Annotated in this window: 24 protein-coding genes; 19 read left to right on the top strand and 5 right to left on the bottom strand. The window is 40.5% G+C overall.

Going from position 1 to position 21,354, the window contains the following annotated elements; all coding sequences use genetic code 11:
- Positions 1-180 precede the first annotated feature (180 nt).
- The 5 genes from CEQ83_RS13435 (at position 181) to CEQ83_RS13420 (ending at position 4,986) form a co-directional block, all read left to right on the top strand.
- The gene (locus tag CEQ83_RS13435; protein ID WP_154990542.1) at positions 181-1,011 is read left to right on the top strand and encodes a glycosyl transferase family 2; all 831 of its coding nucleotides are present in this window, start codon (positions 181-183) and stop codon (positions 1,009-1,011) included.
- Between the two features lie 139 nt (positions 1,012-1,150).
- Positions 1,151-2,035 (top strand): superoxide dismutase, encoded by an 885-nt coding sequence (locus tag CEQ83_RS13430; RefSeq protein WP_099331087.1) that lies wholly within the window; start codon positions 1,151-1,153, stop codon positions 2,033-2,035.
- 160 nt (positions 2,036-2,195) lie between these two features.
- On the top strand, positions 2,196-2,330 hold the full coding sequence (locus tag CEQ83_RS27600; protein WP_265589651.1) for a hypothetical protein: 135 nt from the start codon (positions 2,196-2,198) through the stop codon (positions 2,328-2,330).
- Between the two features lie 330 nt (positions 2,331-2,660).
- Positions 2,661-3,218 (top strand): 3D domain-containing protein, encoded by a 558-nt coding sequence (locus CEQ83_RS13425; RefSeq protein ID WP_014459735.1) that lies wholly within the window; start codon positions 2,661-2,663, stop codon positions 3,216-3,218.
- Between the two features lie 280 nt (positions 3,219-3,498).
- Positions 3,499-4,986 carry a DHA2 family efflux MFS transporter permease subunit gene (locus CEQ83_RS13420; RefSeq protein ID WP_028413037.1) on the top strand — a complete coding sequence of 496 codons (1,488 nt, stop codon included), beginning with the start codon at positions 3,499-3,501 and terminating at the stop codon, positions 4,984-4,986.
- A gap of 35 nt (positions 4,987-5,021) precedes the next feature.
- Here the strand turns inward: CEQ83_RS13420 and CEQ83_RS13415 are convergent, their stop codons facing one another.
- Complete coding sequence (locus CEQ83_RS13415) at positions 5,022-5,702, bottom strand: YetF domain-containing protein (RefSeq protein WP_028413038.1); 681 nt, start codon at positions 5,700-5,702, stop codon at positions 5,022-5,024.
- Between the two features lie 158 nt (positions 5,703-5,860).
- Between CEQ83_RS13415 and CEQ83_RS13410 the strand changes: the two genes are divergently transcribed.
- The 4 genes from CEQ83_RS13410 (at position 5,861) to CEQ83_RS13395 (ending at position 10,114) form a co-directional block, all read left to right on the top strand.
- A complete protein-coding gene (locus CEQ83_RS13410; protein WP_014459738.1) occupies positions 5,861-6,505 on the top strand; it encodes a LytTR family DNA-binding domain-containing protein in 645 nt (214 codons plus the stop codon).
- Positions 6,506-6,636: 131 nt separating this feature from the next.
- Positions 6,637-8,151, top strand: coding sequence for a succinyl-CoA:acetate CoA-transferase ScpC (locus CEQ83_RS13405; protein WP_154990546.1), 1,515 nt, complete (start codon positions 6,637-6,639; stop codon positions 8,149-8,151).
- A 119-nt stretch (positions 8,152-8,270) separates the two neighbouring features.
- The gene (locus tag CEQ83_RS13400) at positions 8,271-9,233 is read left to right on the top strand and encodes a quinone oxidoreductase family protein (RefSeq protein ID WP_014459740.1); all 963 of its coding nucleotides are present in this window, start codon (positions 8,271-8,273) and stop codon (positions 9,231-9,233) included.
- 104 nt (positions 9,234-9,337) lie between these two features.
- Positions 9,338-10,114, top strand: coding sequence for an SDR family oxidoreductase (locus tag CEQ83_RS13395; RefSeq protein WP_014459741.1), 777 nt, complete (start codon positions 9,338-9,340; stop codon positions 10,112-10,114).
- A gap of 16 nt (positions 10,115-10,130) precedes the next feature.
- Here CEQ83_RS13395 and CEQ83_RS13390 read toward each other — a convergent pair whose 3' ends face one another.
- On the bottom strand, positions 10,131-10,913 hold the full coding sequence (locus CEQ83_RS13390; RefSeq protein ID WP_048019146.1) for an SDR family oxidoreductase: 783 nt from the start codon (positions 10,911-10,913) through the stop codon (positions 10,131-10,133).
- Positions 10,914-11,221: 308 nt separating this feature from the next.
- Here CEQ83_RS13390 and CEQ83_RS13385 point away from each other — a divergent pair, with 308 nt between their 5' ends.
- Both CEQ83_RS13385 and CEQ83_RS13380 read left to right on the top strand, forming a co-directional pair.
- On the top strand, positions 11,222-11,419 hold the full coding sequence (locus CEQ83_RS13385; RefSeq protein ID WP_048019147.1) for a hypothetical protein: 198 nt from the start codon (positions 11,222-11,224) through the stop codon (positions 11,417-11,419).
- Positions 11,420-11,561: 142 nt separating this feature from the next.
- A complete protein-coding gene (locus tag CEQ83_RS13380) occupies positions 11,562-11,834 on the top strand; it encodes a hypothetical protein (RefSeq protein WP_155017302.1) in 273 nt (90 codons plus the stop codon).
- A 29-nt stretch (positions 11,835-11,863) separates the two neighbouring features.
- On the opposite strand, the gene CEQ83_RS13375 is transcribed toward CEQ83_RS13380, so the two are convergent.
- On the bottom strand, positions 11,864-12,100 hold the full coding sequence (locus tag CEQ83_RS13375) for a hypothetical protein (RefSeq protein ID WP_014459745.1): 237 nt from the start codon (positions 12,098-12,100) through the stop codon (positions 11,864-11,866).
- Positions 12,101-12,366: 266 nt separating this feature from the next.
- On the opposite strand from CEQ83_RS13375, the gene CEQ83_RS13370 reads away from it, so the two are divergent.
- Positions 12,367-12,504 carry a YjcZ family sporulation protein gene (locus CEQ83_RS13370; RefSeq protein ID WP_098113090.1) on the top strand — a complete coding sequence of 46 codons (138 nt, stop codon included), beginning with the start codon at positions 12,367-12,369 and terminating at the stop codon, positions 12,502-12,504.
- 196 nt (positions 12,505-12,700) lie between these two features.
- Here CEQ83_RS13370 and CEQ83_RS13365 read toward each other — a convergent pair whose 3' ends face one another.
- Positions 12,701-12,901: a cold-shock protein gene (locus tag CEQ83_RS13365; protein WP_013057408.1), complete on the bottom strand. Its 201-nt coding sequence runs from the start codon at positions 12,899-12,901 to the stop codon at positions 12,701-12,703.
- Positions 12,902-13,183: 282 nt separating this feature from the next.
- Between CEQ83_RS13365 and CEQ83_RS13360 the strand changes: the two genes are divergently transcribed.
- The 3 genes from CEQ83_RS13360 to pdxR all read left to right on the top strand — a co-directional run bounded on the left by CEQ83_RS13360 (position 13,184) and on the right by pdxR (position 16,892).
- Positions 13,184-14,884 carry a pyruvate oxidase gene (locus CEQ83_RS13360; RefSeq protein ID WP_155017301.1) on the top strand — a complete coding sequence of 567 codons (1,701 nt, stop codon included), beginning with the start codon at positions 13,184-13,186 and terminating at the stop codon, positions 14,882-14,884.
- Between the two features lie 144 nt (positions 14,885-15,028).
- A complete protein-coding gene (locus tag CEQ83_RS13355) occupies positions 15,029-15,271 on the top strand; it encodes a hypothetical protein (RefSeq protein WP_155017300.1) in 243 nt (80 codons plus the stop codon).
- A gap of 187 nt (positions 15,272-15,458) precedes the next feature.
- Positions 15,459-16,892 (top strand): MocR-like pyridoxine biosynthesis transcription factor PdxR, encoded by a 1,434-nt coding sequence (gene pdxR, locus CEQ83_RS13350; RefSeq protein WP_034651371.1) that lies wholly within the window; start codon positions 15,459-15,461, stop codon positions 16,890-16,892.
- 204 nt (positions 16,893-17,096) lie between these two features.
- On the opposite strand, the gene CEQ83_RS13345 is transcribed toward pdxR, so the two are convergent.
- Positions 17,097-17,297 (bottom strand): cold-shock protein, encoded by a 201-nt coding sequence (locus CEQ83_RS13345; protein WP_013057405.1) that lies wholly within the window; start codon positions 17,295-17,297, stop codon positions 17,097-17,099.
- 345 nt (positions 17,298-17,642) lie between these two features.
- On the opposite strand from CEQ83_RS13345, the gene CEQ83_RS13340 reads away from it, so the two are divergent.
- Genes CEQ83_RS13340 through CEQ83_RS13325 form a run of 4 tightly spaced genes read left to right on the top strand, consistent with a single transcriptional unit; the run spans position 17,643 to position 21,237 of the window.
- Positions 17,643-18,521 carry an NAD(P)-dependent oxidoreductase gene (locus CEQ83_RS13340; RefSeq protein ID WP_155017299.1) on the top strand — a complete coding sequence of 293 codons (879 nt, stop codon included), beginning with the start codon at positions 17,643-17,645 and terminating at the stop codon, positions 18,519-18,521.
- Positions 18,522-18,544: 23 nt separating this feature from the next.
- On the top strand, positions 18,545-19,339 hold the full coding sequence (locus CEQ83_RS13335) for a GDSL-type esterase/lipase family protein (protein ID WP_155017298.1): 795 nt from the start codon (positions 18,545-18,547) through the stop codon (positions 19,337-19,339).
- Positions 19,340-19,352: 13 nt separating this feature from the next.
- Complete coding sequence (locus CEQ83_RS13330) at positions 19,353-20,264, top strand: ABC transporter ATP-binding protein (protein ID WP_014459750.1); 912 nt, start codon at positions 19,353-19,355, stop codon at positions 20,262-20,264.
- A complete protein-coding gene (locus CEQ83_RS13325) occupies positions 20,257-21,237 on the top strand; it encodes an ABC transporter permease (protein WP_014459751.1) in 981 nt (326 codons plus the stop codon). Before CEQ83_RS13330 ends, CEQ83_RS13325 begins: the two co-directional genes overlap by 8 nt.
- The last annotated feature ends 117 nt before the right edge of the window (positions 21,238-21,354 follow it).

Below are 21,354 nucleotides of genomic sequence, written 5' to 3'. Positions count from 1 at the left end.
AGAGTTTTATTTCGTGACAGAAGCCTAGGAGGATATGTAGGTAAGGCCTATTTTTGATAACGTGTACAAACATTTGTCCACTGATTTTCATACACTGTAACAGGTTCTTTTTTTACAGAGCCATGATCAATGTCAGACGCATAAGACGGATCATTTTAAGGAAAGTGAGTTGCAGAGCTGTTGCTTGATCAATATGAAAAGATAAATAGTACGTATGAAAAGCTGGATGAACTTCAGCTGCCGTTTGATAAGCCCATTTTAGTAGGAGTCGAGTGGAACGGAGTGCTGTTTGAGTTTTTGGTGAGATTAAAAAAAGAGTCTTCTCATTTGCTTGTGTTTGGTTCAGGAGGAGGAGCAAGTCAAGAAATGCCGGCAGGTCCTCCATATTTTCAGCGCCATTCGTGGATGAATGAATTCCAAGATTCAATTATTTATTATAACGATCCTACGCTTTATTTAGGAAAGGTGTCGCTTGCGTGGGGGCAAGGGACAAGCGACCGTTTTTATTTAAAAGACATTGCGGTTTTAATTGAAAAGTTCATGAAAAAAGTACAGGTGAGTTCGTCTAATGTGCTATTTTACGGATCTTCGGGCGGCGGCTTTATGTCAATGTTTTTAGCGGGGTACGTAAAAGGAGCAAAAGCGCTTGTCAATAATCCGCAGACTTGCTTGACCAAGTGGCTGAAAACGCCGGTTCGGCAAGTGTTTAATTTATCTTATCCGAACTTGACAGAAGATGAAGTGATCGCCTCATACGGTGAGCGAATTAACGTAGTGAAGTTTTTTCGCCATATTAACTATGTGCCAAAGGTGTATTACTTGCAAAACGGGGCGTTTGAATACGATATGAACAATCACTTGCTGCCGTTTTTAACGGATTTGCAGGACATGCCAGACGACTGTGAAATCAATAATATAAAAGTGGAGCTCTATTATGACCCAAAGCTGAAGCACGCAGCTGTTAGTAAGCAAGAAACGATTGATTATGTGAATATGGCGAAGAAGATATAAGAAAAAAGGCAAGAGTTTATCCTTTAAGGAGCTCTTGCTTTTTTATGTCGAATTTTCTAACTCAATAGATACAAGTAGGAAGTTATGTTGCTTTTTCTTTTGAATATGATAGTGAAGATGAGGTGTAAGGAGGGGAAGTATGGCCGATCAAGATGAGAGAAAAAGATACTTGATGGAAGTTCAGACCTGGCTTGAACAAGTATGTGATCCTGTATTTGAAGAAGCCTTTACAGAAGTAGATATAACGTCATATATCACGCGCACGCAAGAAGACGTTCTTGAATATTTAAGTGAAGAAGATGTGAACGAATATACGTTAGAAGAAATCAATAATGCGGTACGGCACATTGATAAAATCTTAAAAGAGCGGCTTGGAGACGACGGCAGGGAGAGGGAATCGATAGCGCCGGGGCAGCATGAGCTGCCGCCACTTGGTTATAGTTACTCAGCTCTTGAGCCGTATATTAACCGGGAAATTATGCGCCTTCATCACAGCAAGCATCACCAAAGCTATGTCGATGGATTAAATAAAGCAGAGCTCATGCTGCAGCAAGCCCGTAACACAAACAATTTTGACCTCATAAAACATTGGGAACGGGAAGCTTCTTTTCATGGCTCCGGTCATTATCTGCATACAATCTTTTGGGAAATCATGAGTCCAGAAGGAGGAGGAAGGCCGAGGCGCCAGCTGCTGCAGCAGCTTCAAAAAGACTTTGGCAGCTATGAGAAATTTGTGATGCACTTTTCTCAAGCCGCAAAAAAAGTAGAAGGTGTGGGCTGGGCTATCTTAGTATGGTCGCCGCGTTCGCGAAAGCTTGAAGTCTTGCAAGCGGAGCGCCATCAGCTTCTTACGCAGTGGGATACCATTCCGCTTCTTGTATTAGACGTATGGGAACACGCTTATTATTTGCAGTACAAAAATGAACGTGATCCGTACGTTGATAATTGGTGGAAAATCGTTTACTGGCCAAATGTAGAAAAAAGGTTTGAGGCAGCTAAAATGCTTCAGTGGCAGCCGTATTAACAAGTATTGCAGGTATTTTAATTTCAAATAAAAAGGCTATGATAAAAGCATTTTAGTTGAAGAGAAATCCGAACGATGAATTGAGATTCTTGATGGAGAATCCAACGCGTTCGGATTTTTTATTGTTATGGCGGTTGATATATGTATACGCTTCTAGCAGTTGATTGGAGAGCAAGACGAAGACTCCTGTAGAAATAGTGGAATAGATGAGACCCCGCAGGAGCGCAAGCGACGTGGAGGCTCATCGGCCATCCGCGGAAAGCGACGTCTTGCACGGAAATCAACTGCGGTGTAAAAAGTGATTTATATTAAGATCCTTTAACGCATTTATTAATTTTAAATAAACTATGTTCTAAATAACCAATTTAAAATAAAGTATAAGCCTCTAGAACCAGTTAAATGTTACAAATGAAATAATCTAATATCAATGTGTGTAAAAGCACCGTTATATGCCTAAATATGTATGTTTTTAAAATGTTAAGGTGATTAATTTACTAGTTTAAAAGGAAGAATATTTATTTTTACTGTAACTAAACTATCAAACTATTGACATGTTATTGAAATATAACTGTAATATTCATGTGTTATTTTTTATGTATTGGTAGATAAAGGGGAAATCAATTACATGAAAAAGACAATGATTACGTTCAGTTTAGTTCTAATGTCACTGTTCGGAGTGGCAAGTGGTGCATCAGCTGCAACAAATACATATACAGTAAAAAGCGGAGATTCGCTATACAAAATTGCAAAGACATACAAAGTATCGGTTAGTCAGCTGAAACAGTGGAATAACTTAAAGTCAGACAGCATTCATCCGAAACAAGTATTAAAAGTATCACAAGTAAAATCAAGCACGCCTGCTAAAGCAGCGCCTGCGAAGTCTTCAAACGTTGTGAAAGAATTTAAAGTAACAGCAACAGCGTACACAGCGAACTGCAAAGGCTGCAGCGGAAAAACGGCGATTGGAATCGATTTGAAAAAGAATCCAAATCAAAAAGTGATTTCTGTCGATCCAAAAGTGATTAAGCTTGGTTCAAAAGTATACGTAGAAGGTTATGGCACGGCAATCGCAGCTGATACAGGCGGTGCGATTAAAGGAAATAAAATTGATGTTCTTCTTCCTTCTCAAAAAGAAGCGTTAAAATGGGGAAGAAAAACAGTGAAAGTTCAAATCTTAAAATAAGTATTCCTTAAAGAAATGAGAGCCTTCGTTGAAAGGCTCTCATTTTTTTCTTCATTAAAGGGCATCCTACTTTATATATACTGATGGAAAAGTTTTACGAAAATGATCATATTTGTTGACAAATATTTCGGAAACGGATATATTTATCCGGTATATAATTAAGTTCATTAAATATTCGTGACATAAATTAATAGAATGAACACATAAACTATATTCTTAACCTGTTTGTCATCTGAAGATTTACATACAGATAATTTTAAAAGGGAAAGGTCTTGTTAAAATGAATACACAAACACAACAGTCCGATCAAGCCCGAACTCGGTCTATTTTTGGCGTAATGATAATGGGAGCGCTCGTCGCTTTTTTAAATCAAACGCTGATTAACATTGCGCTTCCGCAAATGATGGATCATTTCCATGTAACGGCGGCTACGGGGAACTGGTTAACAACTATCTTTATGTTAGTAAACGGAATTGTTATTCCAATTACAGCATTTTTAATGAATCGATTTACGACAAGGCAGCTGTATATTACAGCAATGGGTCTGTTTACAGTAGGAACACTCCTTTGCGGTATCGCACCGACATTTTCTGTTATTTTAGTGGGACGCGTCGTGCAAGCAGCAGGAGCAGGAATTTTATTTCCGTTAATTACAAACGTTATTTTTACGTTATTCCCGCCTGACCGACGCGGTTTTGCGATGGGGATTTTTGGAGTAGCGATGAACTTCGCACCGGCAGTAGGTCCGACGCTTTCTGGTTTAATCGTTGAGCACTACTCATGGCGCGTTTTATTTTTTATGATGTTTCCAATTGCACTTATTAACGTAATTGCGGCAATTATTTTAGTGAAAAACGTTACGGAAACAAGCCGACCTAAGCTAGACGTGCTTGGCGTTATTTTATCAACAATTGGATTTGGCGGCTTACTGTATGCGTTCGCTACGGGCGGTACAAAGGGGTGGACCAGCACCGAAGTGTTAGCCATGTTTATTGTAGGCGGTATTTCGATTCTGTTCTTTATTTTCCGTCAGTTAAAAATTGATCAGCCGCTTCTTGAATTCCGTATTTTCCGTTACCGCATGTTCACGCTGACAACAATTATTAACGTAATTGTGACGATGGCAATGTTTTCAGGTATGATTTTAATGCCGATTTATATGCAAAACGTACGCGGCTTTTCACCGTTTCTTTCAGGCTTGCTGTTACTGCCAGGGGGAATTGTAATGGGGATTATGTCTCCTATTACAGGAAGACTGTTTGATAAGTTCGGCGCAAGATGGCTTGCTGTTATTGGTTTAGCGATTACCGTTGTGACAACATATGAATTAACAAAACTTGAAACAACCACAACATTTATGTATGTGATGATTGTCTATACTGTTCGTATGTTTGGGATGTCACTGCTCATGATGCCGATCTTTACAGCAGGATTAAATGAGCTTGCGCTTAGTCTAAATAAATACGGCACGGCAATGGTTAATACGCTTCGAATGGTTGCTGGAGCTGTAGGAATGGCGTTCTTTGTATCCATTATGATGAATCAAGGTGAAAAACACGTGAAAAACATCGTAACGAATCAGCAAATTTTGCCGACAGATAAAGGCAGTATGGCTGAAGCTGTGAATCAAGGTACAGCAATGGGTATTAACGATGCGTTTATGATCGCAACGATTTTAAGTGTGATCGCGTTTGTTTTAGCCTTCTTTATTCGCAAAACATCACCAAAAGAAGATACCATTACAAATCGTGTAAAAAAAGCAAGCTAATAAAAAATCCGTGCCTTATATGGTACGGATTTTTTTTATGAGTTAAATTTATCTTTTTTATAGTCAATATAAAGCGATCCGTCCGACTGAACCTCAGCATAAAAGACGTCATCAACTGAGTTGACTCCCGCTTTTTCGAGCTGCTTATGCAGCCAGTTGTTATCTACATGCAGGTCCTTCAACGCATCTTCATTCGCTTTTCCGTCGTAAATAACGCCGGTTGAAGTGGGAAATAAAAGCGTTTTTGACCACGCGTTTGGCTTTTTATCTTGTTTTTGCATAACGGAAAGATTTCCATTGATTTCTAATATGGCGTATTCGACATCTTTTATGGAAAATACGTTTTGCTGCCTCAGCATGCCTAAAAGAGATTCAATATCTAGCCGCACTTGTTTTAACGCCTTTTCCATCACTTTTCCTTGCTTAATCACAATTTTAGGCTCACCGGTAATAAGATGCCGTGCTTTTTTCGATTTCATTCCAATATAGCCCATAGCGATTGTTAAAAATGTCCAACCTAGCAGTGAATAAACCCCTTTATCAATCTCCACTCGCTCATCGGTGGAGAGGGAAGAAGCGATATTACCAATCGTAATTGCCGTAATAAATGTAAATACATTTAACTGGCTGATTTCTGTTTTTCCCATGAGCCGCGTTAAAAGAAGCAGCACAAAAAATGAACAGGCGATTCGAAACGTCGATTCAGCATAGCCCATACATTTCACCCTTCCTTCATTTCATTGTTTTATGTTGTGAAAAAATAGAAATTTTATGCAGTTAAAAGGATAAATTCCATGCTTGTCTCCCAATCGCTTTTGCTTTTGCGCTACAATAAAGAAGCAACGTGTTTAACTAGACAAAAGAAGGTGAAAAGATGAAACCATTTAAAGCCTCAGCCCTACTAGATGTTATCAGTGAATTGTTCTCCGATGAAGCGTCGATTGCCGTTTCAGATCTAGAAACGTACGTGTATTACCGAGCAAGCAAACGAATTAATTTGAAAATCAGCCCTGGAGATCAAATAAAAAAAGGAACGATTACATATAAAGCATTAGAACGAAAGCAAAAAGTATCGGAATTTATTCACCGAGACGTGTTCGGCACACCTTACTACGGCATGGCCGTGCCTTTTTTAGATGAAGGAGATGTTCAAGGATGCGTAACGGCGATTTTTCCTGCGTTAACGAGCGGAAAGTCAGTTGTGACGTTAAAGGTGAACGAAGGATGGATACCGGTTCCTTTCTCAAAAATCATCTACGTAGAAGCGCGTGACCGAAAAACCTATGTGTACGCACAGAAGTATACGGGTACGCATAAATACACGTTAAATGAATTTGATTATGTGCTTCCAAAAGAAGAGTTTGTGCGCTGTCATCGTTCCTTTATCGTCAATGTGACACAAATTCAAGAAATTTACCCTGATACACATTCGACTTTTTTATTAGTGATGAACAATGGAGAAAAAATTCCGGTCAGTCAGTCGTACGCCAGTTATTTTCGAAAGCTGCTTGGGTTTTAACCGTCATTTAGCTTCATTATCATCAAATATGCTGTTTTGTCGCTATTTTTGTCCATTTCATTCCAAAAACTCTTGTGGACGCTTTCTTTACAGTAAAATGGTAAAAAGAGCAAAAACAAGGAGTGAAGAGAATGGAAAACGTACGTAATCGAATTAAGCATGAAGCATTACAGAATCGCGTTGTCTCTGCTGAAGAAGCAGCGTCTTGGATTCAAGATGGAATGACGCTTGGTCTAAGCGGTTTTACACGCGCGGGCGATGTCAAAGCTGTGCCGTTTGCGCTAGCGAAACGAGCGGAAACTGAGGCAATAAAAGTCAGCGTGTATACCGGTGCTTCACTTGGGTCAGATGTGGATAAGCTATTTGCAGAAAAAGGCATGTTAAACAAACGCCTGCCGTTTCAAGCGGATCCGACGATGCGTAAAAAAATTAATGAAGGTGAATTTCAGTTTATTGACCAGCATTTATCGCATACTTCTGAATGGGTGCGTTCAGGCGTGTTAGATTCAATAGATTTCGCTATTTTGGAAGCGGTTTCTATCACAGATGACGGAATGATGATTCCAACAACGTCAATCGGCAATTCAATGGTGTTTGCCGAGCATGCAAAATCAATTATTATTGAAATAAACACAGCGCAGCCAGAGCTGTTAGAAGGTATTCACGATCTGTATGATCCGGGCGCTCAAGGAAAGCGAGATGCAATTCCTTTGAAAAAATCCGATGATCGTATTGGTTCGTTAGGCATACCAATTGATTTAGATAAAGTAAAGGGTATTGTATTTACAAATCAGCTAGATTCACCGTCTACAATTGTAGCACCTGACGAAGAAACGGTTGTGATGGCTCAAAATTTGATTTCATTTTTACGTCAAGAAATTAAAGAAGGGCGATTAACTGAATCGCTTGCCCCTTTACAATCTGGAATTGGATCCGTGGCAAATGCCGTTTTCCACGGTTTGTTAGATTCGGAGTTTCATGATTTAGAAGTGTATTCAGAAGTATTGCAAGACGCCGTGTTTGATTTATTTGATGCAGGAAAAGTTACGTTTGCTTCTTGCTGCTCAATTACGCTTTCAGCGGATAAAATGAAACAAGTTTTCTCTAATTTTGAAGCCTATCGAGATAAACTTATTCTTCGTCCGCAGGAAATTTCCAACCATCCCGAGATCATTCGTCGTTTAGGGCTGATTTCTATTAACACTGCACTAGAGCTAGACATTTACGGAAACGTCAATTCCACGCATGTGATGGGAACAAAAATGATGAACGGAATCGGAGGCTCAGGGGATTTTGCCCGAAATGCGCGCCTTGGTATTTTTGTAACAAAATCCATTGCTAAAAACGGTGATATTTCAAGCATAGTGCCGTTTGTTTCGCACGTTGATCATTCGGAACACGATGTGGATGTCATTGTAACAGAGCAAGGATATGCAGACTTACGCGGACTTGCTCCAAGAGAACGAGCAAAGCGCATTATTGAAAATTGTGCACATCCAATGTACCGCGACCAGCTTATGGCGTATTACGAAGAAGCGCTCACGCGAGGCGGCCAAACACCGCACGTTCTTGAAAAAGCCTTTTCTTTTCATACGTCTTATCAAAAAAATGGAACGATGAGAGAAACCGTAGCACAAACAAATTAAAAAAACGCTTTGTCTCATGAGGAGACAAAGCGTTTTTTCCCTGAGTCAGAAACTTGTGTTTGGTATCTCTTTGAATTACGATGAAAGGGAATACATAAAGAAAACGAGGTAACTTATCTATGAAAGCATTAGTATTTGAAAGATTTGGAGGACCTGACGTTCTTCACTATCAAGATATACCGAATCCCTCTATTGGTCCAACAGACGTACTAGTAAGAACAAAAGCAATTGGACTTAATTTTGCGGATGTGTACCGAAGAAAAGGGAACTACCACTTAACGGGTACACCTCCGTATATTTTAGGATATGAAGGAGCAGGTGTGGTAGAAGAAGTAGGAGCAGAAGTAAGTCACGTTAACGTAGGAGACCGCATTGCTTTTGCTGACGTTCCTTTTGCAAATGCAGAGCTTGTTGCCGTGCCACAGGATAAAATAATTGCTGTACCTGACGATATTTCCTTTGATGCAGCTGCTTCTGTGCTTTTGCAAGGGTTAACGGCCCACTATTTAACACAAGACAGCTACAGCATTCAGCCGGGCGATTATGTGCTTGTTCACGCAGCTGCTGGAGGCGTAGGGCAGCTTTTAGTTCAAATTGCCAAGCTATTAGGCGGACAGGTTATTGGCTTAACGTCATCTTCTGAAAAAGCAAAAGCAGCGGCTCAAGCAGGGGCTGACTATGTCTTTTTATACGAAGATAACTGGGTGGAACAAGTGAAAGAAGTAACGAAGCGAGGCGCAGATGTTGCCTACGAATCTGTAGGAGTTACGCTAGAAAAAAGCTTTGAAGCCGTAAAAACAGGCGGAACCGTGGTATTTTACGGAATGGCAGGAGGCGATCCGGCTCCGGTCGACCCACGTATGCTGATGGATACCTCTAAAACGCTTACAGGCGGAGATCTGTGGAACGTGCTTGTATCTTATGAAGAACGCAAAGTACGCTCACAGCAGCTGTTTGAGTGGATCAGTAAAGGTCAGCTTGTGCTAACCGATCCTGTGGTATTTGACTTAAAAGACGGAGCGAAAGCACATGAGCTTCTTGAAAGCCGAAAAAGTACAGGTAAAATTTTGTTAAGACCGTAAAAGAAAAGCCCTTTCGTCAAGGGCTTTTTTCCGTTAGTAAAGGAGAAATCAAGAAGCTGTCTAATATATATAGTAGAGAAGTAGAGTAAAAGAGGTGAAGGTCGATGAAACATGCATTAATTACAGCAGGTCATAAAGGTATCGGCAAAAAAGTAACAGAACAGTTTCTAAAAAAGCAGTATTCCGTTACCGTCCATTTTCGCAGTGATAAAAATAAAGTGCGAGAACTGCAAGAAGAATGGCATCAATATAGTGATAACGTACAGTTTATAGAAGGAGACATAACAAATAAAGAAGATATTGAACATGTCGTTGCGCAGGCTATGGAGCGGTTTGGACGTATTGATGTTTTAATTAATAATGCAGGTCCGTATGTATTTGAAAGAAAGAAATTAATAGAGTACACAGACAGTGAATGGTATGAAATGGTGGAAGGGAATTTAAGCTCTGTTTTTCACTTTGTCAAAGCTGTTGTTCCTATTATGAAAAACCAGCAGTTTGGACGGATTATTACATACGGCTTTCAAGATGTAGAGCATACCCCTGGATGGATGTACCGCGCGGCTTTTAGTGCCGCTAAGTCAGGGCTAGCTTCTCTGACCAAATCGCTTGCTCTAGAAGTAGCGGAATACGGGATTACGGCCAATATGGTCTGCCCCGGAGATATTGTAGGAGACATGAAAGAAAGTGATATTATAAAAGCAAGATTACTAGAAGACAAAGCAACGCCTGTCGGTCGATCAGGGACAGGAGAAGACATTGCGCGTATTATTGAGTTTCTTTGTGATGAAAACTCAGATATGATTACAGGCAGTATTATATCCGCTTCGGGTGGAGTAGACGTTGTTCATAAAAGCAAAAAACAAGCCCCTGGCAGATAATGCAGGGGCTTGTACGTTACAGCAGCGATTCTCCGCCGTCAATAAACATTTCACTTCCGGTAATATGTTTGGACGCGTCAGAAGCTAAAAAGGAAATTAAATCTGCTACTTCTTCGGGCTTAGCCGAGCGTTTAGCAAGCGGTTGATTGCCATTTGGATATTCAATTGGAATCGCGACTTCTTTTAATTTGTCTTCTTGACGGAATGTATTGCTTTCAATATTTGTATCAACTGCTCCTGGACAAATGACGTTAACCCGTATTCCGTATGTAGAAAGTTCAAGAGCTGCCATTTTGCCGAAGGCCATTTGGCCAGCCTTTGAGGAACTGTATGCGCTCATGCCGATGTTTGAAAATGTACGGTTGCCATTAATGGAGCTAGTAATAATAACGCTTCCTCCCTGAGCTTTCAAATAAGGAATAGAATGCTTCACGGTTAAAAAAGTACTCGTTAAATTTGTATCAATTGTTTTTGTCCAATCTTCTGGTGATAGTTCTTCAATAGAAGAAAACGTACCGTTGATGCCTGCGTTAATAGAAACAATATGTAATTGACTCCATAAGCTGCTAATCGTTTCGATACTCTCTTTTATACTTTCAGAGTCAGATACGTCTGTTTTAATGGCTATACACTCTCCGCCGCTCGCCATGATGGTCTCTTTTACTTCTTGTAATTTTTCTTCCTCTAAGTCTAAAAGAGCAACGCGCGCTCCTTGTTCAGCTAAGGTAATGGCTGAAGCGCGTCCAATTCCAGATGCCGCTCCCGTCACAAGCGCAACTTTTCCAGTTAATGCAATCATTTGTAACCCCTCCATATAAAAATGTTGTTTCCTTTCTTTAACCTATAAGAAGGAAATAAAAACCTCTTTTAAACTATTTGTGTTTAAATTTGCTAAAAGATGCCAAAAGGAAAAGAGAAAACAGCGGCGAATTATTAATATGACGCCAGAACACGAAAAAGGCTAAGGTCAAATGAGCTTACTTGAGTAGCTAAAGATATACTCTGTCTTTTCAGAAGAATGTTTATATAAAATTTTACATCAGAGGGACTTGCAAATCGTTCCTTGAAAGCTTACACTAGTAAAGCACAGAAAAAGGACGGTGTTTTATGAAGAAGAAAGATAATGTGATTCCATTCCCGCAAAGAAGGGAAGCAGCTGCTTATGTTCCTGCTGCTATTAGCTTAGATAAGGATATTGTGGAGTTTTTAGAAATTATGAATTTTGAAGATCGAAATGATTTTTTAAATGAAATGATTGATTCATTTTTTAAATATGTAAAAGGTGAAGAAGACGAAGTAAGATAAAAAGTAACGTAAAGACATCCAAAGAGATGTTTTTTATTTTGTGACCAATTGCTTAAAATGCATGCTTAAGCCTCGTATAGTTATTTATGGTATAGTATACATTAGATACTATCTAGCAGGTGCAAATGCGAGGAGTGATAAGATGAGTGGATTTAAAAAAGACATTCGTGCCGGATTAGAAGAACCACACTCACTAGAACAATTAAAGCATGAAATGGAGCAAAGCCTGTGGAATTTAAGAAAAGATTTGCGAAATGAAAATCGTTCGGAAACGGAAATGGAAATGATTAAAATTTCGCTGCTGTCACTATTTGAGGAGCAGGCCAATAATTTGAGCAAAACGGAGCTCTCTGATTACCTTGCGGACTATCACAAAAGAGTCGAGCAATTATTCGACAGGTATAGCTATAAATAAGACAAGCATCCTTGCGGGGATGCTTGTTTTTATTTGAGCAAAATTCGCTTGTATTCGCTGCGCTTCAGAGGTTTGGATACATATCCGTCAGCTTCTAGCTGATAAATAATGGTGGCAGCTGCATACACGCTAAAGGCATGATCAAGACCAAAGTAGTCTTGCAAGGCGGCGACGCTCACTTCCTCTTGAAAGATTTTACTGCGATTCGATAAGACAATAGGGTAGACGTTTTTAACGATTTGCTTTGAAATTTCGAGTGTTAACATATTGAATCCCTCCTGTGTGAGTGTACATAACTAAAGGTATTCAGCGGGGTGTACATTCATGAAAAAGGGAGCGATTACATTTTTAAAAGGTACAGAAAAGAGGAGTAAATGCCCATAAAATCAGATATTTTATCACTTTGTGGAACTTGTTTGAGAAGCTCAGTATTTTAGTGTATGACAAACATTTTCAAAAGTTCTATGGAATTATTAGGAGCAATTTAACTAAATCCACATATCTTAAAGTATAGCAAATGGAGGTGAAACACATGGGATACTACGGAGGTTACGGATACGGTTGTGGTTATAGCGGCGGTGGCTGCGGCGGCGGTTTCGCTTTAATCATTGTACTTTTCATCTTATTAATCATCATCGGCGCTTCTTGCTTCGGCGGCGGCTGGTGCTAATTATTAAAAAATGAGGACGACGCAACATCCACACTTTATTTCTTCAACTATTTCTTCCACAAAAGGTCTCTTCGGAATGAAGAGACTCTTTTAGTTTACTATTTATAATAACGTGTACAAACTACATGTTAAAAAAATTTATGCGTAGCTCTACATAAAAAAAAGACTCTGACTGAAATCAGAGTCTTTTTACTACTTATGCTTTTTGAACGTTAGCAGCTTGAGGTCCGCGTTGACCTTCTTCAACGTCGAATGTTACAGCTTGACCTTCGTCTAAAGATTTGAATCCTTCGCTTTGGATTGCTGAGAAATGTACGAATACATCGTCGCCGTTTTCGCGCTCGATAAATCCGAAACCTTTTTCTGCGTTAAACCATTTTACTGTACCTTTTTCCATGAATGTTGCCTCCTCGTGTGCTATGCACACATTGTATTACTATCCTTGCTCATGATCAAAATCTTTAAGACGAAAGTATTCACCTATCGATTGTTGCCGAACAAAAATAATTCTTCTTATAGAATAGCAAAAGATAATGATAATTGCAAGGAATGAAGAAAATTTAACGAAGATGTTGTCTTCCTTTAACGAAAGAAAACGAAAATTATACGACTGAAAATAAGTAAGAAAGAGCGTATCAGGTCACACTATCTCTATATATAAGAAGAAAGGGGTAGTCATATGTTTAAACAAAAAGCTGGAGAAAAACTGATTGAACTGCTAATTGAATGGGGCGTTGATCATATTTACGGCATGCCGGGAGACTCCATTAATTCAATTATTGAACCGCTTCGCAAAGCCCAAGATAAAATTAAGTTTATTCAAGTGAGGCATGAAGAAGCAGGAGCTCTCGCAGCGGCTGCATATGCAAAGCTAACGGGGAAAATTGGAGTATGCACGGCTATTGCCGGACCGGGAGCAATTCATTTACTAAATGGTTTATATGATGCCAAATTAGACAAGGCGCCCGTTTTAGCACTTACAGGGCAAGTAGAGTCAGATCTCATCGGCAGCGATGCGTTTCAAGAAATTAATTTAGAGAGAATGTTCGATGACGTGGCTGTATATAACCAGCGAGTCATGTCCGCTGAGCAGCTTCCGACTGTTGTCAATCAAGCGATTCGAACAGCTTATGCTAAAAAAGGTGTGGCTGTGTTAACCATTCCCGATGATATTCCTCGTTTTGAAGTTGGATCGGAAGCACGAGAAACATCAAGCATCATTGTCAAGCAAGACATTTTCCCCCATAGAGAAGATCTTGAAAAAGCAAAAGATTTGATTGGTAAAGCGGAAAGTCCGGTTATTCTAGCCGGTCGAGGCACACATGAAATGAGAGAAGAGCTGCTTGCATTTGCAGAAAAAATCGCAGCACCTATTGTCCTTACGCTTCCTGGAAAAGGCGCAATACCGGATGAGCATCCATATTGCCTCGGAGGACTTGGATTAATCGGGACAAAGCCAGCGTATGAAGCGATGCAAGAAGCGGATACGCTCATCATGATTGGGACGTCCTATCCGTTTACAGGCTTTTTGCCAGACCATGCAAAAACGATTCATATTGATATTGATCCTGCACAAATTGGCAAAAGATATCCTGTAGATGCAGGGCTTGCAGGAGAAGCGAAAGCAACGGTTCAGTGGTTTTTAGAAAACGTTGGCCGCTCAGAGCATCGCCAGTTTTTAGAGCAAAGTCAAGAACGTATGAAAAAGTGGTGGAATCAGCTTGATACCCAAGAAGCCAAAGAAAGTGTACCTATCAAGCCTCAGCGAGTGATTCGAGCGCTTCAGCACGTAGCGGATGATAACGCGGTCTTGTCTGTAGATGTAGGAAACGTCACTGTATGGATGGCGCGTCATTTTCGTATGACAAATCAGCAGTTTGTGATTTCAAGCTGGCTAGCAACTCTCGGCTGCGGGCTACCGGGCGCAATTGCTGGAAAAGTTGCTTATCCCGAGAAGCAGGTGTTTGCGATATGTGGAGACGGCGGCTTTGCGATGACGATGGCAGATTTTATTACAGCCGTTAAATACAATCTTCCGCTAGTCGTAGTGCTATTTAATAATCATAAAATCGGCATGATTAAATTTGAACAAGAAGTAATGGGAAATGCTGAATTTGGGACGGATTTAACAAACCCGAATTTTGCTAGGTATGCAGATATCTGCGGAGGTGTTGGCTACCGAGTAGAAAAGGAAGACGAGCTGCTTCCGGCTTTTGAAAGTGCAGTTAGACAGAATAAACCGTGCATTATCGATGTAATCGTCGATGCAAATGAAGCGCCTATGCCAGCAAAGATTACGCTAGGGCAAGCAACAGGGTATGCCAAGCACATGGTGAAAGAATTGTTTCAAGAAGGCAAGCTAGATTTACCGCCTTTATAAAAAAATAGGCTGTGACGAAAGTAGTTTAGTTGAAGAAAGATCCGAACGATGAATCGAGATTCTTGATGGAGAATCAACTTCGTTTGGGTTTTTTTTTATTGGCATGGTGAATGTAGTTTTCATGTATTTCGTTGCTTCTAGCAGTTGATTGGAGAGCAAGGCGAAGACTCCTGCGGGAAAAGCGGAATAGGTGAGACCCCGCAGGAGCGTATGCGACGAGGAGGCTCAGCGGCCGCCCGCGGAAAGCGAAGTCTTGCACGGAAATCAAATGTGGTGTACCAAGCAACCCATATGAGCTCATGTATCCCATTTGTTCGTCTTCAGATTGGACTGGTGTGGTTATGTCTCAATCTCTTTTTCATGGTGAAATTCATTCAATATGATTAACTATAAAATTATTATGTAAACTAAAATACCTAAAAATGAAAAATAGCTACTATTATAATTTTTGATAAAGTGGATGAGCAAAAAAACACCGAATTGGATGGTCTTTTTTTATAAAACTGCTTTAAGATAAGAGAGATAAAGGATAAACTACTAATTAAGAAAGTTTAAATGTAAGGACTGACGCCGCATGAACTGGAGACCAGATCGCGCTAGCAAAAAAGCGATTTATAAACAAATTGCAGAATATATTGAAAGCTGTATTTCATCGGGAGCGTTTCCGCCGGATTCTATGCTGCCATCAGAACGAACGCTTGCCGCTGAGCTCAACGTGAACAGGAGCACGGTAGTAGCTGCTTATGAAGAGCTGCAGGCACTTGGAATCGTAGAACGTAAAAAAGGAAGCGGCACGCGAGTTAGTTCGAGCATCTGGGGAATTTCCCGAAAACGTATTCCAAACTGGGGGAGATATGTAGAAGACGGTTCATTTCTGCCTAATTTGCCGCTCGTACAGCGAATCAGAAGCGAGGCTTTGCGAACAGATTTTGTGAACTTAGCCAGCGGAGAATTAGCGCCTAGCTTATTTCCAAGTGAAGATTTTCAGCGAATATTAGCGGGCATGCCGTTTAATGAGCATTTAGGCTATGATCATCCTCACGGTAATGAACGTCTGCGTGACGCTATTGCTGCTCATGTTCATGAGTACCGGAAAATCTCCACCGATGCTAATTCCATTTTAATCACATCAGGTGCACAGCAAGCACTTCATTTGATTGTTCAGTGTTTGTTAAAACCAGGAGATGCAGTAGCGATTGAAGATCCGTCCTATAGCTATTCATTGCCGCTTTTTCAATCAGCAGGTTTACGAACGTTTTTGCTGCCTGTAGATAAAAATGGAGCCAACCCGGAGGACTTAGTAGAATTACATAAAAAGCATCGCATTCGAATGGTTTTTTTAAATCCGTATTATCAAAACCCGACCGGTATTGTGTTATCAGAAGCGCGCCGAAAGCGGTTTTTAGAGCTTTCTTCAGAATACGGCATTCCGCTTATTGAAGATGATCCTTATTCACTCACGGCATTTGACGGAAATGTACATCAAACGCTGAAATCGATGGACGAGAACGGAAATGTCCTCTATATCAGCTCGCTTTCTAAAATTGTTGCATCAGGCCTTCGAATTGGCTGGATAGTGGGGCCAGAGCAAGTGATTCAGCGTCTGGCAGACGCTAAGCAGCAAATTGACTTTGGCCACAGCATCTTTCCGCAGTGGATTGCTTATCAATTCTTAGATTCTCCTACGTTTTCTTCGCATATTGAAAAGCTCAGACAAGAGCTCAAAAAGCAAGAGTATGCCCTGTCGTCGAGTCTGAACGAATTGCTCGGATCAAAAGTATCTTTCGATTCACCTCAAGGCGGGATTCACTTATGGTGCAAAGTGAATCAGCCGGTCGATGACTATCGTCTATTGGAAGAATCGCTTAAAAGAGGAGTAGCCTTTGTCCCAGGAAGCGTGCTGAGTTCTCAAAGCGGAGCTATTCGCTTTACGTTTGGCAGAGGGGAAGAAGAGGTCATTCGAGAAGGAATTAAACGATTTGCGAGCGCCCTAGAGAGTCTGGAATAGCTATAAACATAGGTAAACGTACCGGATGAAAGTTTTATTTTATTATTTCGTATAGATTGTTATGATCTTGTGCTATACTAAGAGTACCATTAACTTTACTTCTGTATTTGTACCGACTGGCCCTGTTGAAAAACAGGGCTTTTTTATGTTTGTACACAAAAAAACAGATCCTTTAAAGGATCTGTTTCTGATATGTTGTGTTTCTTATGCTTTTTGAACGTTAGCAGCTTGAGGTCCGCGTTGACCTTGTTCTACGTCAAATGTTACAGCTTGACCTTCGTCTAAAGATTTGAAGCCTTCGCTTTGGATTGCTGAGAAGTGTACGAATACATCGTCTCCACCTTCGCGCTCGATGAATCCAAAACCTTTTTCTGCGTTAAACCATTTTACTTTACCTTGTTCCATAATTGTTGCCTCCTCGTGCGGACTCGCACATTGTGGTACTATTCTTGCTCAAATCTAAAGACGAAAAGTGACAATACTCATACATCCCCACCGAACAAAAATAATTCTCTTATATCTTAGCAGAAATTTCCTATGCTTGCAAGCGCTTTATTTAAAAACTATCCGTATTTTTTTGACAAGTTTTTCATAAGACACGTCTAAAAAATGTCACATTTTGAACATTTTAGAAAGGCTATTCTTTGTATTCGCTTTTACTGTAGTTATATAATAATGAAAATATGGTTTTTCTAAAGGTAGAAAACAAGTATAAATGTACATACTGAGCGCTGAAATGGAGTGGTAAGGATGAAAGTGGGTTTAATTGGTTTAGGAAATATGGGATTACCGATGGCGGAAAATATGATAAAAGCGGGTCATGAACTTGTGATTTATAACCGAACTGCTTCAAAGGCGGAAAGTCTTGTGAAAAAAGGAGCAAAGGTTGTAGAGACACCTGCCCAAGCAGCACAAGAAGCGAATCTTGTCTTTACGATTCTTTCCAATGACGAGGCTTTAGAAGAAGTAACGATGTCACAAGAAGGTATACTTGCAGGCCTCCAAGAAGGCGGTATTCACGTTTCTGTGAGTACTATTAGCGTAGATTTGTCCGAAAAATTAACAAGCGCACATGCTGCATCAGGACAGCATTTTGTTGCAGCGACCGTTTTAGGGCGCCCCGACGCAGCAGCTGCTGCGGCTCTCAAAGTAATAGTTGCAGGTAATAAAGAACCAAGAGAGCACGTTTGGCCGCTGTTTGAAGCGATTGGTCAAACTATTTTTACTGTAGGAGACGAGCCTTACTTATCAAATGTAGCTAAGCTTGGCAATAATTTTTTACTAGTATCGATGTTAGAAGCTGTTTCTGAAGCAGTAGTCATGGTAGAGCAGTACGGGATGCAAGCGGAGCAGTTTCTTGAAGTGGTTAACAGCTTATTTGCATCTCCTGTGTATAAAAATTACGGCAATTTAATTGCTAAAAGAGACTTTGATCCAGCCGGATTCAAGCTGGAGCTTGGACTAAAAGATGTAAACTTGGCTATTGATGCAGCCAAAAAAGTGTCCGCTCCGCTTCCGTTAGGAGATCTTGTGAAAGGTCACTATGAACAAGGGGTCGAAAATGGCTGGGGTCATTTAGACTGGTCCGCTTTACTAAAAACAGTTGAAGCTCTAAAAAAAGATAACTAAAAAGACGAAAAGGAGTGCAGCCAGTGAAAGCGAAAGGAAAGTGGGTATGGATTGTATCCTTTATTTCGATTATTTCGTGTCTGCTGTTTGCAGCAGGGCTTGGAATGTCTATTTATGATTATGTTAGCGCCTCAAAAGCTATTGTAAAAGAAATGCCAAAGCCGAAGCAAGAAACAAGCAGCAGTAACAAAAGCACCAAAAATTATACGATTGTCGCTTTAGGAGATTCACTGACAAGAGGAACAGGAGACGCAGCGGGAAAAGGATACGTTGGGTATTTAAAAGATAATCTTGAAGAAAAAACGAAGAAAAAAATTCTCTTAAGTAACTTTGGAATAAAAGGTCAAACGTCTTCGCAGCTGGCAAGTCAAGTAAAGCAGCAGCAAATTCAGCGGCAGATTAAGTCTGCAGATACCGTGTTGATTACGATTGGCGGAAATGACTTATTTCAAGGCGGACAAACGCTGCAGAACTTAAATAAAAACAATATTCAAAAGCTAGAAAATGACTATTTAAAAAACGTAGACAGCGTCTTAAAAAGCATCCGTTCGGCAAATAAAGACGCAACGATTTTTTTAATTGGTTTATATAATCCGTTTAGTAACCTGCAGGATGCAGAAACGACAACGGCTATTGTACGAGAATGGAATTATAAAAGCAGTGAATTAAGCGCTAATTATAAGCAAACTGTTTTTGTTCCGACCTTTGATTTGTTTCAGCTAAAGGTAGATGACTACTTATATACTGATAAGTTTCATCCGAATGCAAAAGGCTATAAGCTGATCGCCGAGCGTGTAGCATCGCTTATTACGTGGTAAGGGAGGGAATGATATGAGTGAAGTAACACTTTCAGTAAAAGGACTGAGAAAAGTAATAGGAAAACGTGAAATCATCAAAAATATTGATTTTGAACTAAAAAGAGGCGAAGTATTTGGTTTTTTAGGGCCAAATGGAGCTGGTAAAACAACAACGATCCGAATGCTTGTAGGCTTGATTCGCCCGACGGCTGGTTCGATTTCTATCTGTGGATACAGCGTATCGAAGCAGTTTACAAAAGCGATGGAGCATATCGGCTGTATTGTTGAAAATCCTGAGCTGTATCCATACTTAAGCGGCTGGGAAAATCTGCAGCACTTTTCACGTATGATTCCTTCTATGACGGAAGAACGCATTCATGAAGTTGTGGCATTAGTTGGCTTACAAGAGCGTATCCACGACTTAGTTCGCACGTATTCGTTAGGTATGAGGCAGCGTTTAGGAATTGCGCAAGCGCTTCTCGGAAAACCCAAAGTGCTCATTTTAGATGAGCCAACGAACGGACTCGATCCATCTGGGATTCGGGATATGCGTAAATTTATTCGCTTTTTAGCTGAAAGTGAAGGCCTAAGCGTCTTAGTATCGAGTCATTTGCTGAGTGAGATTCAGCTGATGTGTGACCGAGTAGCGATTATTGCAAAAGGCGAAGTTATTCACACAGAATCGGTGAAGACCCTGTTAACTCAGCAAGAGCGATTACTGTGGAAGCTAGATCCGCAGCCTGCGGGAATAGACGTCTTAAAACAAGTGACGGACTTTGTGCAAGTGCAGGGAGAATATGTTACGACGTTTTATGAAGAAGCGGAAGTGGGAGAGTGGAACAAACAGCTCATTCAAGCAGGAGTAACGGTAAAAGAAATGAATCGAAAGCTTCCAACTCTTGAAGATTTATTTATCGAAATGACAGGAGGCGAATCGATTGATTAGTTTGGTTCAAAATGAAATGATCAAGCTCGTTCGAAAAAAGCGCCTGTTAATCGTTACCCTTATTATGGGTGTTTTGATTTCCATGTTCACCTATGCTCAGCTTCGTGAAACGCAGCGCCTTCAAGAAAAGCTAGGAACGACCGATTGGCGCAGTACGCTACAGCAAGAAATTATCGATACGCAAAACCGGCTGAGCGGAAGCCAAATTTCAGATGATTGGCGCAAGCAGCTTGAAATTCGCGTGGCGCAGCAGCAGTATTACTTAGATAACGATATCAATCCTTCAGAACCAGGAGCGCCAACGTTTGTGCGAGGGTTCATTGAAAACGCCATTCAGCTTCTGTTGCCCCTGATGATTATGATTATTGCAGCGGATTTAGTGTCTTCAGAATACAGCTTGGGATCCATCAAGGTACTGTTGACGAGGCCTGTGAAGCGGTGGAAAATCCTGCTTAGTAAATACATCACGCTCGTCATGTCCGTCTCGTTTTTAATTTTAATGTTTGGCGTTTTGTCGTATCTCATTTCTGGCGTTGTATTTGGATTTAAAGGCTGGACAGCGCCTATTCTTACGGGATTTAGCGTGCAGGGTAATGATTTGAATACAGCGGACGTTCATTTGATTTCGCAGTGGAGATATATTTTAATGGAGTTTGGCCTTGCTTGGTTTGTATCACTGGTGGTTGGAACGCTTGCTTTTATGCTGTCCGTTTTAATTAAAAGTACGGCTGCTGGTATGGGGGTGATGCTTGCTTGTTTGATTGCAGGTACGATTTTAAGCAGTATGGTTTCTTCGTGGAATTCAGCTAAGTACTTGTTTATGGTCAATTTAAATTTAACTTCTTACCTGCAAGGCACAGCTCCTCCGACTGAAGGAATGACACTAGGATTTTCCTTAGGTGTTTTAACCATCTGGGGACTTGCCGGGCTGCTCGTGTCGTTTCTGGTATTTACCAAAAAAGATGTGTATTAATTCCATATAAGTTGACGATAATCAGGAACATACGTTATGATTGTGTTAACAAAAAACGCTGTTTTGCTCAAAGGGGAGTAGCTCTTGCAGTAAAGTCGTCATTTCGAGATTATTATC

This window comes from Priestia megaterium (assembly GCF_009497655.1).
Lineage (GTDB): Bacteria > Bacillota > Bacilli > Bacillales > Bacillaceae_H > Priestia > Priestia zanthoxyli.
This window is presented reverse-complemented; position numbering and strand designations above follow the sequence as displayed.